The organism is Hoylesella buccalis ATCC 35310 (assembly GCF_025151385.1).
Classification (GTDB): Bacteria; Bacteroidota; Bacteroidia; order Bacteroidales; family Bacteroidaceae; genus Prevotella; species Prevotella buccalis.
Genome location: NZ_CP102287.1, coordinates 1,963,830 through 1,980,397 on the forward strand (window position 1 = coordinate 1,963,830; position 16,568 = coordinate 1,980,397).

Genomic DNA, 16,568 nt, shown 5'->3' on the forward strand with positions numbered 1-16,568 from the left:
CCAAAGTCAATGACTTTGCAGCCTCAGAGCATACAGATTGGCGCGCAAAAGCATACCACTAAGACGGTAAAATGCATGCTATTGCAGGGCTAAAACATAAGGGATAAAACCAAAAAAGAACCATAAAACAAGGTAAGTAATTGTACATCAACCAGAAGAGCAAATGCGCTATTTTGGCGATATTTGCCGCCGAAAGGTCGATGAGCGAAAATATGGAAGTATTGGCGAAGTGATTGTCAAGAAAATATCCCATACACACAGGCTCCTTCCTATGAACGACAGCGGCTGCGAGGCGAAGCGTTATCGGGTGAGACTGAACTTGAGACTGACGCCAAAATCATGAGTAGTTGTTGGGAAACTGCTGCTGGAGAGTAGCGGCGTGTTGGTTTGCTGGTCGTAATAAAGCGTCATGGTGAGCAGGCGCGACAGGGTATAATCGGCCGAGAACTGAAGCCGAAAGGCTGTATTGCCACTACTTGCGGCGCTGGTCATGGTGGCGATGTCCCTACTGATGGCTGCCTGCCGGCGGTAACTGAGGTCAAGGCGCATGTTCAGGTCACGGTTCGACCTGGTACTGTTGCGGTTGCTGGTGCTGCTGTTTTGCTGTTGTTGCTGCTGCTGGCCATTGCCCTTCGTACGTCGAACCACACGCCGTTTGTTGCCACCAAATAGCTCCAGGTTGTTAATCTTATATGCCATGCCCAGCACCCAATCACGACTGATGGCCTCATTGATTTGCACACTCGTGGTACTGAGGTTCAACACGCGTGTTGATCGATATTCCAATCGGGTGGTCAAGTTGTTGTTAAACGTGACATCCAGCCCCAACAAAGGCGAGAAGGCCTCGTTGATGCTCACCGCAGAAACGTTGTACATGCTGCTGGGAACGGGCATTCCGGTGGTGGCATTGGTGACGAATCCCAAGCCGTTCATAAACTCTTGGAAGGTGCTGTAGCTGCTGTACGACCCAATGGCGAAGATGCTTTTGTAGGAATGGTTGAGGGTGACACTTTTGAACACATCCCTGAACCAAGGCAGTTTGCCCAGACCGCTGTACCGAATGGTCCAGTTGGGCAGCAGTCTTGCCAACGAAGGGAAAATGTTGAGCGAATGACCACCCATACTGGTGTAGGTGGAGAGGAAGGCGGGTATCATGACATCCGAGCTGTAGCGGTCTACGCCACCATTGGCAGGCTCGAAAGGTTGGCCGGCCAGCGGTGTGCCCTTGGGGTAGACAAAGCCCGCATATTGCGCCTCAACCCGCTGACGGAAGCCGTCGAGCGACCGGCAGAAATCATCAAACGACTTGCTGCGGAAACCGTTGCCAGCGTCACCTATCCCCTCAAAGGCACTGCGAAGCGAGAGGGTGGTCATGGTGAAATTGCCGGTTTGGGTCATCGGGTTGCCCTGATACATGTATTGCACGCTCCTTGAAGTGGTTTGCGTGCGACTGGCATTCAAATCAATCTTGAAGTTACGCACAGGCTCCAAGGTCATACGCAGCTGCAGGTCTTGCGTGTGATTAGACGTGGCTGGCGTGGCAATGGAGTCGGAAATCAACAGCCAATTGTTTGCCCTGGCCCGCTCGATATACGAGTCACCCACCATACCAAAGGCGAAGTCGAGGCCCGGCGAGAGTGCGCTTGGTGCCTTGGTCTGCCCAAAAGCATCGCCAACTGTTGGCAAGAATCCCGGCAACGTCATGGCGTAGTCGTCGCGATAGCTCACACTGACGTTGCGCACCAGCATCAACAGGCGCGCCACCGACTGTGCCGTTCGGTACCAACCTTTATTCTCCAACGGCTCTTTCGGCAAGACGGTAATCTTGAGTTTCAAGGCCGAATCAACCTTATTCTTGATGCGGATGGTGTTTGGATTAATCTTCTTGTACTTCAAGTGATAGGTTTTTCCATCCTCTGTGCGGGCCGAAACGATGAGCCGCTTGCTCTTCTTGCCGTGGCTCACGGTGATGGTGGTGTCGGGCAGGAGCGTGATTTGCTGCTCAAATCCTTTCTTGTTCTTGGGCAATTGTTTCTTTTGTGCCTCGGCCTTAGCATCTTGTGCCGAACGCCTGGCAGTGTTCCGCGCGTTCTTGTTTTGGGTGTTTCGGTTGCCATCGTTGCCAACGATTCTCGATGACCGCGAGCGGTTGGTGGCGTTGCGCTGCGGATCGCGGTTGAATCGGTCGTTCGTAGCTTTCAGGAAGGGGATGTGATTGTACAAGCGTTGCAGGTCAAAACGGCCATTGACATTCACCCTTCGGTTGGTTGTGACGATGTTACCGAGCGACGTACCATCCTCCAAATGGGTTCCGCGAACCCACGAATAATTGGAAGAATAGTTGGCATCGGCGTTCACCCAGTCGAAAATGGGAAGGAGGTTGAGCGGCAGTTGGTACGACAAGGAGAACTGTTGACGGTAATCCAGCGGCGTTCCAAAGTTGCGAATGCTGGTTCGCACCGAGTCTTTCCAGGCCGAATAGCGGTCGGGATACAGGTCTTTGTTAACGGGGGTGTAAGGCTCTTCAATCTCTGCCTGGGTGGTGCTTTGGAAGTTCATGTGGATGTTTTTGGTGAGATCCCAACGCAGCGTGAAGTCTCTGTTCCACATAAACTGCTGATTAAAGGTCAATGGAAGTTGTGAACCGCCCAGGTCTTGCATGTCACGCTCTTGCAATTCGTAGTAATTGCGCATCATATCGGTGTTGAAGGCGATGTTCTGCGGCAGCCAATTCAGGCCGAATCGTTTCAGGATATCAAACCATTTACTCTTGTTCTTGATTTTCTTGAATGGCTCCAAAGGCTTGAACACGGGCGTCCAACTGTATGAAAGGCTACCGTTCCAACTGTCTTCTTTCTCGTAAACGGTGGTTTCTCCGCTGGTGTTTCGATGTGAATGACTGTACGAGAACGAGAAGTTGGCTGGGTCGTAGGGCATGGGGTGGCGCTTGGTTTGGATGCCCACGCGCACGTTGGACAACGAGAAATTGGTGTTGGTGGTCTTGGTCACGGCGATGCTCTCTATCGAGTCGCGCTCCTGACGGTTAGAGGCAGCGTCCAAAGCATCTTTCAATCGCATGTCTGTGTCCAGTGGATTGTACTTCGGACTGAGCTGTTCTTGCTGCACACTGTAATACAAAGGTGCGCTTACATGAGCTTTTTCGGGGAAGAATTTGCCCAACTCAAAGTTGGCTGTCACGCTGTAATTCTGGTAATCATCGGTAGATCTTTGGGCCACACCCTCTTCCAATCCGCCAAAACCTTCACTCATATAGCGGCCTTGAAGATTGACCGTTCCGAAATCAGACATCTGTACATTCAAGTTACCTTGTGCCGCCCAACCGCCTTCGTTGTTGTATTCCAGCAAGCGAAGTTCGTTAACCCACACCTCACCCGACTTCACTTCGCCCGCTTTGTTGCGCACACCAATCATCATGGTCTTCACCTCGCCCAGCGTAGGGTTACCCATCACGCTGACTTTGTTGTTGGGTTTGTCGGGATCGTAGCTCGTATAAACTCGATTATACGATGCTTGTCCTTGCGCTTTATCTTTGTTTCTCTGCCGTTTCAGTTCGGTGAATAGCTTCAAAGGAATGTCTAACATGTTCTCTTCGGGCCACACTTCGCGCACATCCGATAACGAGTAGCGGTTGTATTCCTTGGGTGCCGTCAGCTTCAGGGGTATCTCATACTCGTAATAGTTGCTCTTATAATCATTGCCCAAGCGTACGAAAACAGCCAACTGACCATCCTGCAAATTGGTCGTATTCTGCTCCATGGCATTGGCATGCACGAACATTTGCAGGCGTTTATACTGTCGGAGATCAACTGAAGCGTTCTTATAAACCGCCTTGGCATCACCCGTAGCGAGATTTGAAGCCACGATATCCAACGCCTGTTCGTTGGCCTCAACCAGCTGACGTTGTGTGGGATCTTGCGCTCTCCTAATGCCAGGAGGCAACACATAGTTGACAGGAGTCTTGTCATTATTCTCCTCTATGTTGACTGAACTCACCGACATGGTGCCCGAATTGGACCCCGCAGGATCGAGTTGTTGCTCGTATATGCGCCAATCTCCACGCACTAAATCGAAGCTACCGAATCGTAGCACGATGGGTTTTTTAAACCCTGTGAGGAACATTCGCATGAAACGAATGCTGGTGAAGTCGGAGATAGAACCGAAACGGCGTTCGAATTCGCGTATCGGAATGCGGAACTGATACCAGGTAACTGGCTCCTTTTTCTTGTTTCTTAGGGGCGCTATGGCATCACGTTTGTCTACAATGTAGTTCTTTCCAACAACCAAGTCTTCCGGACGGATGGACACATGATACTGAAAATACTTCTCATATTCGTTCAAAGTGTAGTCTTGATTGATGTCTTCCACGTCGGGTGTACCCTTGTACGACGTATCATAGCGTTCGCCGCGCGTATCGGTATCGGGCGAGTTGCCTTGTGGATTGTTGATGTATTTGTACCGTCTTAAGATGGAAGCCTGCATCTCATCGTAGTCACGACCACGGAAATAATGATAGTTATCGTTAGCCACATCGTTCAAAATGGCATTGAACACGTCCGGACTTACCTTGCCCTGAATCTGTTTTAAGAAGTCTTGATAAGCCTCAAAGTTTTTCTCTTCCTCGTCTGTGAGGCCGTTGAAGCCCAAATCCTGCAAAGCTCTTGCCCCCTTGTTTGTGGCAAAAGCATACGTCACAGTGGCCGGAGTGGGAATCTTTCCCCATTGGGTTGTGATATAAGTTTGCGTTCCATCGACGGGAAGTCCACTCTCATAAAACTTCTTTCCGTCATGAAGAATGTCCTCGCTGACCTCACCCAGGTTGATATAGAAGTCGCCTCCGTACTCGCTGGCCGTACCTTCTTGGCGGGTATAGATGAACGGATCGAGCATCCAGAACTCGATATACTCGATGTTGGACGATTCAAAATCGCTGTAATCCAGCTTCCGCATCATGCCACCCCACTTCTGTTTGGGATTGTTGAGCAACCCCTTTGCCGTCAAATCAGGGTTAAAGTTGTACGGTCCACGCTCGCTTGGATAGTACGCAAGGTTGAGGATTGGAAGAGTAGCCGTGGCCCCACTGTAGCTACTTTGGTCGCGCTTGGGGTACAACTCCCTGACATACACCTCGCGAACGTAATGATTGGACAGCTGTTCCAAGTCGCTCTTGATGTGCTTTGGCGTCAAAGAACTGCTGCGACGGGTGAACAATGGGGCGATGTTATACCAAGCTAAGAGCGACCGATTGTAGCCACTGCGCAGGGTAGTCTTGTCACTATACTCGGGAAACATCGACGGCACACTCGACATGATCCATGACGTTGGCGTTGAAACATCTATCTTGTTGGTCGTATTCTCAAAGTCATCGAGATACGAAGCGTTGTCTTGCGTACCATGACTTTGCCCTGCGATGAGCTGTGCAAACTCGGCATTGAGCGAGATGTTCGATGGTTGTGTAAGATGTAAGAATGGGATTTTGTTCAACACATTGGTGAGCCACTGACTCTCTTTCTTCCAGTTTAGGTTGACACCCCAAAGGGTATTGTTCAACGGCTCTGACCCCATATTCACTTTGTTGGTTAAGGCTTGTTCGGAAAGATGTTGTAATGTACCGCTCAGTTGCAGGTCTTTGCTGAAGTCGTACTCCCAGTTCACGCCGAACATCGTCTTTCGTTCCTGCGCAAAGTCAGTGTTACTCTCCAGCGAAACGTTAACGTTTGTCCCCGCATTGATAATACTTTGGTTCAAGATGGTCACCTCACCTGCCGCATAGTCAACCGAATAATCGGCATTCTCGGTCAACCTAACGCCGCCAGCAGTCACCACAACCGACCCTTGCGGCACGTTGTAAGCTCCCAATGAGATGACGTTGGCCGCCGAACCCCTGAACTGTCCCATCAGCACATACTTGTTTTTCTCGGCGATTTGCTTGGCTACGGTCTTGGTAGAATCATACAACTCGGTGAAAGCATACCGCTTAGCTTTCTCTTCATTCACACCTTTGCTCACCAAATAGCGATGGATATACGACCCAAAAGGCTCGGCCACGGGGAAGAACACACGGCCATCGCTCACCGTATAACCCTCTACAAAGTCAAAATAGCCGTTGCTATGCGGCTTGTTGTTGTTATCCAATCGGTCGGCACCCAGCAGCCGAATGATGGGCTGGTCTTTCACTTGTGGCTCAGGAATATAGGTGAGATAAACGCCGGCGGTGTCACTTTGGAACTTCACATCCAAGCGAAACTTCTCACGCTCCACCCTACTGGCCAACTCGTACACGTTCTTCATCATCAGCCTCCAGTTGCCTTGTCGTGGGTTGTTGCTGGTATTTTTGAGCGACTTGACGAACAACGCCGCATTCACATCAGTAATGTCACTGGCAAACTCGCCCACTTGATAGGTGGCACCACCATAAGTATATTCGTACGCTACGGCCAACACCTGGTCGGTTTGCAATCCCATGCGCAGCGAAACGTATCCCAATGCCGTGTTAACCGTGTATTCAGAGGGGTTCAATAGTCGCGCGCGTTCCAGCTTCTCATAGTCCACACCGCCCACAAGTCCGCCCCCATCGAGCACCGTTGTCGACTGGTCGATGTTGCGTGCCGACGCCAGTTGGCCCACCAACGTGCCATATTCGGTATTCGCATTGTTGGAGGGAACCATCTGTCCCGTGGCGTTCCACAGTCCATTGGAGATGTATTTGTTCTCGCCCAGGTCGGTCAATGCGATGATGTTGCGGGTGTTTGTGGTGACACCCGAATTGTTGGTGACCCAGATTTCCACCCGATTAATCTTCACACCCGATGTCAGATTGGGCAGCGACTTCATGTTGTCATCGTACGTCTGACGGAAATATTGTGACAAGAAGAAGTGCCGATTCTCCTCATAGTTGGCCACATTAATCTCGAACGGCGTAAACTGTGCGCCACCGCGCGATGACACACTCTTGTCGGCCGACTTCTTCTGCGAGGCCACCATCTGCAACTTGAGCTTGCCAAACTGCATGTCCGTACGCAAACCGAACAGCGAACTGGCTCCCTTGATCAATGAAGAGTTGGACGGAAAAGACACGTTACCCCCCTCAACCAGCTTGATAATCTCATCCTCCTTGCCATCGTATTTCAGTTTAAGGTTCTGCGCATCGAAGTCAAACGTGGCGTCGGTGTTGTAGTTGAGGTTCATGTTCACCTTGTCACCCACCCTACCATTGACGTTAAGATTAATCTTCTCGTCAAAGTTCATCGTGGTCATCTTTCGGTTGCGGATAGGCAACGAGGGGTTGTCTATCTTCTTCACCGTGCCGCCAAACTTCAGTTCGGCCGTTCCCTGCGTCTTGATGCGCACGCCACCCGGGCCGAATATCTTCTCAGCCGGCCCCAGTTCAAAGTGCATGTCGGTGAAGTCGAACTTCTCCTTCCCTTTGTTTTCAAATATTTCTGCGTTCTTCGAGCGGAAATACTGGTCGAAAAGTCGTTTCTCACTCCATGCCCGATACTCTTCCGGCGTCATCATGATGGGTGCGTTGAGCCACGCCGCACCGATTTTAGAGCCGATGATATACCTATCAAGCGTATCGTTGTAAATCACATCCTGCTGTAGGTTTTGAGGACGTTTCAAGTCTAATGGACTCTGGTTCAGGTCGTCAATCGTCACTGGGAGCGTGCGTTGAATCTTCCAACGTGGATTCAACAGCGAGTCGGGGATGTTGAGTTCATCATCCAACTGGGGCTGCGCCTTGATGTCGATGGTGTCTTTCCGCTGCGGTTCTGTCTGCTTCTGAGGCTGTTGCCTGTTGGTTGTCCGCGTGCGGTTGTCTTGCCAAAAGGGCATACGCATGGCATAACTCGCCATACTCATGACGAGCAATGTCACAACGAAACCATATATGCGCCTTTTATTCCGCATGCTGAACTACCGCGATTGACACGTACCTCACCACGGCACGCTTACTTGATTTGCTTCAAAGCCAACTTCACCACCTGCTCTACCGGCAGCGATGGGTCGGATTTCAAGATGCCCTCCACCACTTTGGCACTGGGAGCGGGCGAGAAACCCAGCATGGTGAGCGCACTCACCGCCTCGTCACGGATGCTGGCATCCACCGCCGTTGCAGGCTCACTGCTTACATGCAGCTCGGTGGCAATACCGCTGCTCACGATTTTGTCGCACAGATCTACGATGATGCGCTGTGCCGTTTTCAGTCCAATGCCTTTGACGGCCTTCAACATCCGCTCATCACCATTGGCGATAACGTTGCACAACTCGGCGGGCGAGAGAGTGGATAAAATCATTCGGGCCGTGTTGGCACCCACGCCAGACACGGTGATTAGTAGGCGATACAACTCGCGTTCCTGTTTCGAGAAGAAGCCGTAAAACGTGAAATTGTCATCACGTCCGCCAGTCACCAACGACTCGTGCACATACAACTTCACCTCTTTCTTACCCTGAATGGCACTGTAGGTGTTCAGCGAGATATTCAATCCATAGCCCACACCTGCGGCTTCGAGTACAGCCAGTGCGGGAGTTAATTCGGTCAATTCACCCCTGATGTATTCTATCATGTGATATAAAATGTATATATACGATAGAGATAACGCAGCAACCGCCCGCTTATTGCGTGGCGCATGGAAAGAATGAACACGCCATGCAGCCGCCATCCAACCGCTCACGCATACGGGCGACATTTTCAACACTTAGCATTGGGGTTTTTAGAGCATTGAGTTTGGGCGGCAAAAGCATTGGGTTTGAAGGCCAAAGTCAATGGGTTTGGCCACCAAAGTCAATGACTTGTTTTTGTAACCAAAAAGGGTTTGCAACATTCAAAGAAATGTAAAAATTGCGATTATCCTTTTAAATCATCTTTGTTTGTCTGGAGAAATTTATAATTTTGCGAACGATTATCGTATTTACAGACATAAAAAAGATTGTTTAACGGGTTCGGCAGGGGCATGGATGGCCACGCTCGGCCGGGCGCAATACATGAAAAGAAAATCAATTATGAAGAAAATCAGAGCCGCCGTAGTAGGCTACGGCAACATAGGTCACTATGCCGTTCAGGCATTGGAGGCCGCAGAAGATTTTGAGATAGCTGGCATCGTACGTCGCCAGGGTGCTGAGAACAAACCAGCCGAGCTGGCCGATTACAAGGTTGTGAAGGATATAAAAGAACTGACAGACGTGGATGTGGCCATCCTGGCGACACCTACACGCAGCTGTAAGGAGCATGCCCAGCAGATTTTACCCCTTGGCATCAACACCGTGGACAGCTTTGATATCCACACAGATATCGTTGATTACCGCGCTGCCTTGATGCCCTTATGCAAGCAGCACCATGCGGTGAGCGTCATTAGTGCGGGATGGGATCCGGGATCCGACTCCATTGTGCGCACGCTGATGCAAAGTTTGGCACCCAAAGGCCTTAGCTATACCAACTTCGGACCAGGCATGTCGATGGGACACAGCGTGTGCGCCAGAGGCAAGAAGGGCGTGAAGAATGCGCTGTCGATGACCATTCCACTGGGCGAGGGCATCCACCGACGCATGGTATACGTGGAGTTGGAAGAGGGTGCCACGCTTGATGAGGTGACCAAGGAAATCAAAGCCGACCCCTATTTCGCACACGACGAGACACATGTCATGGCCGTTGAGTCGGTCGACGCGGTGCGTGACATGGGACATGGCGTACACTTGGTGCGCAAGGGAGTGAGCGGTACCACGCAAAACCAGCGCATGGAGTTCAGCATGAGCATCAACAATCCGGCGCTCACCGCACAAGTATTGGTCAACGTGGCACGCGCCAGCATGCGCCAACAGCCCGGATGTTACACCATGGTGGAGCTTCCTGTCATCGACATGTTGCCCGGTGAGCGGGAATATCTCATCAAACATCTGGTATAACAGCTTCACCCTTCCCTCCTTGAGAGGGAAGGAAAGCGAATGAAAAGCTGGTCTACAGCTTCGGCTCTCCGTACAGATGGTCCCACCAAGTGGAATCATCTTTGAGCCATTTGGCGAACCATGCAAAGATGGTATTCTGCCATTTCAGGCGCTTGTTATAATCGGTGATGTGGTGATTTTCACCATCTACCACCACAAAGGCCGTGGGGCGTCCCAAGAGTTTCAGCGCCGTGAACATCTGGATGCTCTCGCCTATCGGCACATTGGTATCGGCACTGCCATGCAAGAACAACAGCGGCGTGTGAATTTTGTCGGCATTGAACAGCGGACTTTGGTCCACATATAGTTTCTTATCCGTCCAAGGATAACGGTTGGCCATGCTCACTTCGCTGTAACTATAGCCCCAATAACCTTCGCCCCAGTAACTGGTGTGGTCGCTGATGCCCGCATGCGATATGGCAGCCGCAAAGAGATTGGTCTGCGTTTGCAGGTATTGTGTCATGAATCCGCCATACGATGCGCCGATGCATCCAATCTTCTTGCCATTGATAAACGTATGGTCGGCCACGAATTTCTTCGTTCCCTCGATGATGTCTTCAGCCACTCCTTGCCCCGCTGTGTTGACATGACGGGAAGAAAACTCTTGTCCAAATCCCACGGCACCACTGGGTTGAATGACCAACACGACGTAACCCAACGCGGCATAGGCATGGTGCGGATAGCGTGTTTCAAAGTTACGGCTCGTTGGCGAGCATCCTCCATAATAATTAACGATGAGCGGATAATGCTTTGATGGGTCGAAATGGGGCGGCAGATAATAGCGCGTGCAGATGGTGTCTCCACGTGAATTGACGAAATTCCAAGCCTTGCATTCCCCCAAGCGAATACCTTCAAGGGTTTGAAGGTTGGTGTCTTCCACCACTTTTGGACGCTTGGCAGACAGGTTCATGGTGTACACACGGTCGGCATTGGACGCACTTTCGCCCGTCCATGCCATGATGGGAGCCGAATGGGCGAACGACATGCGTTTGACAACCTCTTCAGGTTGATGGATTTTCACTATCTTCTTCGACTTCGTGTCACAGCAGTAAAGGCTTACGCTGTCACGGTTCATGGCCGAAAAATACAGCTTACCGTCGGCGTGGTTCCATGCGTATTGACTGATGCCGGGGTCGAATGTCTTGGTCAGCGGCGTGACCTGTCGGTCTGAGAGGCGCAGTGTAAACAACTGATAGTCGTACATACTCGGCACTCTTCCATTGGGAACGTTGGCTCCGATGCCGTTGAAAGCCTCGGGAGAACCCATCACAACAATCTCTTTTCCATTGGGTGAAAAGGCTGCACTGGCGATGAATCCATCGTCATAGACCAACGTATCGGCTTTCAGGGTACGCACATCCAGGCAGAAAATAGAGAACAAGGTGGTGGGACGATGGGTAAGTCGGGTGCGAGTGGTCATGAAGAGCACCTTTGAGCCATCGTTATTGATGTCCAAGAGCGACACGTCGTGATAGCCGAAGGTGAGCGGTTGGGCCAGTCCGGTGCGCAAATCAAACTTCAACAAGCTTGTTCTGTTGCGCCAATCCGGTTGCCGATCCTCGGGTTCAGTAATCTCATAAACATCACGATTCTTCTTCTTTCCCTCGTTTTTCTGCATCACCACCAGGTAATCGGCAGTGGGTGACAGCACGAAAGAACCCTCCGGCAGATTCGTGGCGATGACTTTTTCAGCACCCGTCACTACGTCTGACGTGACCAACTCCCTACTGTTTTTGCCCTGACGAGCCCAATATAGCTCATGAGAATGCGGCATCCAGTGAACGGCTTCGTTACGAGTTGCCACGATATGCCCTGTCTTGAGTTCCTTCACCTGCCAACAATATGACGCTTTACCACCATGTGCCACGTCCCGAAAAGCCGTGATGAGGTATTTACCATCAGGCGAAAGCTCCACACCAGTCACGAACCTACGGTCGGTCAGGCTGCGCAATGTGAACGTTTTCTCGCTCTCACCAACCGATAACAAGGCTCCCTTCTGGGGCTCAACCTGTATGTCCAACGTGTCTGACCGGCCTCGTTTGGAAAGATATTTCACCACTACATCGTGGGAACCCGGCTCTAACGTCAGCTTACCATCACGACTTTGCTGTCCGTCTACATACAAATTGAAATCAGAGAGTTTGCCCACTCTGACCGTAGCCTGACCATATCCGTCGGCTTGAATGCGAAAACCCAGCAAATGAAGGGCGAATGCCGCATCGGAAGTGGGCAACACTTCGCCGGAAACTTCCCGTCCCTGGCGCACTTGTTCCAGCGACAAAGGCGTGTCCAGCAGCGACTTGGCCTTGAACGTATGGCCTTTTACATCGACACTGTCAATCATCAGGGGACGCTGCACCACAAAAGGACCGGCATAACGAACCGTCTTCACGGGGATGACGGAGCCGTAAACAAAATCAGCTGTCAACAAGACAGCTGATAAAAGGATATAAAACTTATTCATTATTTTCAATGGTTAGAAATGGTAAAATGGAGGGAAAGCCCGCCATGACCTCTCTCCTTACTCATCACACCCAAAGAGAGGATCCTCGGGCATGACCATGGTTGGGGTCTTCTCGTATTCCTTGAGCAACTTCGCAGGTACGTATTTCTTATCAACAACCAAGCGGAACATATACTCATTGAACCACTGGTTGGTCATAATGAGGCAGCCCTTCTGCCCGTAGGTGGGTCCCCAGCTGTTCTCAACCTTCCACTTCAGCGGCTTACCCTGTGCGTCCAAGTCGACAGCTGTCAATGTCATGGCGTGCGTAGAGCCGCTGTCAAACGTGGCAATGCGGTCGGCCTTGCCCATGTTGAAAGTTGTTCCCAGCAGGCTACCGTAATCATAATTGTCCACATCCATATAGCCGCGCTTGCGATCCAGCTGCTTGCCAACATCGTAAGAGCTGTACATCTTGTGTCCATCTTTTAGGCTGGCGATGGCCAACTGCGCAATCTCTTCCATCGGAAGATTGAGGTATTTCCAGTTGTGTCCATCGTAACTGTGCCGATCATACTCCACTTCGTAAGTCTCATGGTAAGCCCGTCGCGGGTCATTCATCACCATGATGAACGTTCCGTTGAGCCCATGTCCCACCGTTTCGTCATAAAATTCGCGTGGCGTATAGCGCTTTTGTGGTGTGACAGTCTTGCCATCTTTGTTTTTGAAAGCGTATGTAAAGTTCTGAACAGGCTCGCCAATGGTTAGCGACAAGATACGATAAACGGTAGCAAGCATCTCGGTTTTCCGCTTTTCCACCTCCGCTTTTTTCTTTTTAGCGTTCACCATGCGTCGCAATTCCAGTCCATATTCGCGCAATTTGGATGACAGCAGACGAGCCATCACCCTGGTGTTGTCAGACGAATAGGTCTCGGGCATCACGCTCATAGGTACCAAACCATACTTTTCGGCCAAGTCGGCAACCCCGCAAAAGGTACCGCCATCATTAACAGGATTCTTGAAGAAGAACTGCATACGCGCACCATCCAATGGCTTCGACGCATTGTCAATGACACCTTGCAGCATGAGATTGGCTTTCTCTAACTGGTCATAGAAGAACAAATAGGCATGTGAGAACTCCACGGCAAGCGTGTCTTGATGCCGTTTAGCAAAGTTGGCGCGCAGCACATTGAAGCCCGAAAACATCCAACAGCGACCACTTTTCTGCTGGTCGTGTATGCTCTGCTTGGGCGTCTCGACACTGAAATACGTGTCTATCGCACCCTGATTGGCACGATTTTTTACCAAATCGTCAATGTTGTTCGATGCCACAGCATTGATAATAGCCTTATCGGCAGGTGAGGATGGTTGTGCCTGCTGTATCTTTTTCAATAGATCAGCAGATAGTCCACCAGGCTTTTGCGCCCCTACAGTCAAGCTCGAGAACAGCAGGACGGCAGCTAAGAAGAAAGATTTTTGTTTCATGATAGATTTGTCTGTATAATTGATTTGTTGACAAAAATAAGCATTTTTCATGAAAAAATTCAGCATTTCAAGATAAAACTCATTTTTAACCGCCCTAATCACCATTGCATCACACAGATATGCGGCATGGAGAAGTGATTTTCTCTGCCAATGGAATTCCTTTTATCTACCAACAAATGACAACGAAACTTGTTCGTGTTAATAAACCTTTCGTTTGTTAAATCGATTCAATTTCTTTGACAAAACAAAACTGCGAAATAGAGAAAATAGATCAAAAACACATCATCTTTTGGCCCATTCACATGGAACAATTTGCCAATTGCCATGCTTTTATCTCCCAATAGCTATGCTTTTGCGCCGCAATATGCATGCTATTGATGACCAATTGACATGCTATTGAAGGCCGTTTTGGTACAAAAAGATGAGATTTTTGCGCCAACAACATCACTTTTTAATGGTCTTCAAAGTTAGAAAACTATCTAACTCATTCATCATCAAATGGATAACAAAACCGTTGAATCCTTGGCTTATTTTCAACACATCAACAACTTGGTTGAAAAAACGCCCAGCATTTGTGTTAAAAAATCGTTGCGACGGCGGGGATTTCACCGACAAACGCAGTGTTTGACATAAAAAACACAATGCATCAATGTTACACGAAAGCGCCGTATGTCTGCCAGCAAAATTCGGCACAAAGGACGCATTGTTCATATAAATTTATTATCTTTGCATGGTTATAGAAGAGAGCTTATTGATGGACAAGACGAATTTAAGGCTTTTAACCCAAATTAATTACCCCGAAGACTTACGAAAACTCAGCGTTGAAGAGTTGCCAGAGGTGTGTCGTGAACTTCGCGAAGACATCATTCAAGAGGTCTCCGTAAACCCCGGACACTTTGCGTCGTCGCTGGGAGCCATTGAGATTACCGTGGCCTTGCACTATGTGTTTGACACGCCGAGCGACAAACTTGTATGGGATGTGGGTCACCAAGCCTATGGACACAAGATACTCACAGGGCGGAGGGAGTTGTTTTCCACCAACCGGAAGCTGCATGGACTGCGCCCGTTTCCCACACCTTTGGAGAGCCAGTACGACACCTTCACCTGTGGACATGCCTCCAATTCCATCTCGGCGGCATTGGGTATGGCCGTCGCAGCCAAGAAAAGTGGCGAGAATGACAAGAAGATTGTAGCCATTATCGGCGATGGTGCCATGAGTGGTGGATTGGCGTTCGAGGGACTGAACAACGTTTCGTCGACTCCGAACGACCTTCTCATCATCCTCAACGACAACGACATGAGCATCGACCACGCAGTGGGTGGCATGGAAAAATACCTCTTAACCCTCGATACGAATGCCACTTACAACAAGCTGAGGTTCAAGGCTTCGCAATGGCTCCATCAACGTGGCTACCTTAGTGAGAACAGAAAGAAAGGCATCTTGCGGCTCAACAATGCCATCAAGTCGGCCATCAGCCGCCAACAGAACATCTTCGAGGGCATGAACATCCGGTATTTCGGACCTTTTGATGGACACGACGTTACTGAAATCGTGCGCATCTTGCGGCAGCTGAAGGACATGAAAGGCCCCAAACTGCTGCATCTGCACACCACCAAAGGCAAGGGATACAAGCCTGCCGAGCAGTCACAAACCGAATGGCATGCACCTGGTAGATTCAACGCCGAGACGGGTGAACGCATCGTTAAAGACTGTTCTGAAGAACCACCACGTTACCAAGACGTTTTTGGTGACACGCTGGTAGAGCTTGCTTTGCAGAACCCAAAGATTGTTGGTGTTACCCCTGCCATGCCAACAGGTTGCTCGATGAACAAGCTGATGAAAGCCATGCCCGACCGAGCGTTTGACGTTGGCATTGCCGAAGGACACGCGGTGACCTTTTCCGGCGGCATGGCAAAAGAAGGCTTGCAGCCATTTTGCAACATTTACAGCTCGTTTGCGCAACGCGCTTACGACAATATCATCCACGACTTGGCCATCCTCAACCTGCCCGTAGTACTGTGTTTGGACCGTGCGGGACTTGTTGGTGAGGACGGACCCACGCACCATGGCGTGTTCGACTTGGCCGCCTTGCGCCCCATCCCCAACCTGACCATCGCTGCACCGATGGACGAAAAAGAACTGAGACGACTGATGTACACAGCTCAACTGCCCGACAAGGGCATGTTTGTCATTCGTTATCCACGCGGCAGAGGAGTGAACAAGGATTGGAAATGTCCCCTGGAAGAAATCAAAGTGGGCACGGGTCGCAAGTTGAAAGACGGCGACCAGGTGGCCATTCTCACAGTAGGCCCCATTGGAAATGATGCACAGAAGGCCATTGAAGCATTGCCGCAACGGGACAACGTGGCTCATTACGACATGCGATTCATCAAACCTTTGGACGGAGATCTGTTGGATGAGATCGGGAAAAAGTTCAAGAAGGTCATCACAATTGAAGACGGCATTCGCAACGGCGGGTTCGGTTCGGCCGTTTTGGAGTGGTTCAATGACCATGGATATGCCCCAAGCGTGCAGCGAATGGGATTGCCCGACGAGTTTGTGACGCATGGTTCAGTGGACGAACTGAGGAGAATCGTGGGACTGGACGCACCTCACATCAAGCAAAACATCGAAGCCATGCTGGCTTCAGACCAAGTCTGAAAAACTTGAAGCAACAAA

At 50.4% G+C, this 16,568-nt stretch carries 6 protein-coding genes; 2 read left to right on the forward strand and 4 right to left on the reverse strand.

All coding sequences use genetic code 11. The features are described 5' to 3' along the window. Window positions 1-300: 300 nt before the first annotated feature. Together sov and ruvA are read right to left on the reverse strand one after the other, a co-directional pair. Window positions 301-7,929 (reverse strand): T9SS outer membrane translocon Sov/SprA, encoded by a 7,629-nt coding sequence (gene sov, locus NQ518_RS08210; protein WP_227962287.1) that lies wholly within the window; start codon window positions 7,927-7,929, stop codon window positions 301-303. 41 nt (window positions 7,930-7,970) lie between these two features. After that, on the reverse strand, window positions 7,971-8,585 hold the full coding sequence (gene ruvA / locus NQ518_RS08215; protein ID WP_227962285.1) for a Holliday junction branch migration protein RuvA: 615 nt from the start codon (window positions 8,583-8,585) through the stop codon (window positions 7,971-7,973). A 436-nt stretch (window positions 8,586-9,021) separates the two neighbouring features. Between ruvA and NQ518_RS08220 the strand changes: the two genes are divergently transcribed. Beyond that, a complete protein-coding gene (locus NQ518_RS08220; RefSeq protein ID WP_227962283.1) occupies window positions 9,022-9,921 on the forward strand; it encodes a diaminopimelate dehydrogenase in 900 nt (299 codons plus the stop codon). A 52-nt stretch (window positions 9,922-9,973) separates the two neighbouring features. On the opposite strand, the gene NQ518_RS08225 is transcribed toward NQ518_RS08220, so the two are convergent. After that, window positions 9,974-12,424 carry a S9 family peptidase gene (locus tag NQ518_RS08225; RefSeq protein ID WP_227962280.1) on the reverse strand — a complete coding sequence of 817 codons (2,451 nt, stop codon included), beginning with the start codon at window positions 12,422-12,424 and terminating at the stop codon, window positions 9,974-9,976. Between the two features lie 57 nt (window positions 12,425-12,481). After that, on the reverse strand, window positions 12,482-13,888 hold the full coding sequence (locus NQ518_RS08230; protein ID WP_227962278.1) for a C1 family peptidase: 1,407 nt from the start codon (window positions 13,886-13,888) through the stop codon (window positions 12,482-12,484). A gap of 754 nt (window positions 13,889-14,642) precedes the next feature. Here NQ518_RS08230 and dxs point away from each other — a divergent pair. Then, a complete protein-coding gene (gene dxs / locus NQ518_RS08235; RefSeq protein ID WP_227962276.1) occupies window positions 14,643-16,550 on the forward strand; it encodes a 1-deoxy-D-xylulose-5-phosphate synthase in 1,908 nt (635 codons plus the stop codon). Window positions 16,551-16,568 lie beyond the last annotated feature (18 nt).

Bases quoted from the DNA above. Each gene is read 5' to 3' on its own strand.
- sov (WP_227962287.1), bottom strand. From the start codon at position 7,929: ATGCGGAATAAAAGGCGCATATATGGTTTCGTTGTGACATTGCTCGTC.
- NQ518_RS08230 (WP_227962278.1), bottom strand. From the start codon at position 13,888: ATGAAACAAAAATCTTTCTTCTTAGCTGCCGTCCTGCTGTTCTCGAGC.
- NQ518_RS08225 (WP_227962280.1), bottom strand. From the start codon at position 12,424: ATGAATAAGTTTTATATCCTTTTATCAGCTGTCTTGTTGACAGCTGAT.
- dxs (WP_227962276.1), top strand. From the start codon at position 14,643: ATGGACAAGACGAATTTAAGGCTTTTAACCCAAATTAATTACCCCGAA.
- NQ518_RS08220 (WP_227962283.1), top strand. From the start codon at position 9,022: ATGAAGAAAATCAGAGCCGCCGTAGTAGGCTACGGCAACATAGGTCAC.
- ruvA (WP_227962285.1), bottom strand. From the start codon at position 8,585: ATGATAGAATACATCAGGGGTGAATTGACCGAATTAACTCCCGCACTG.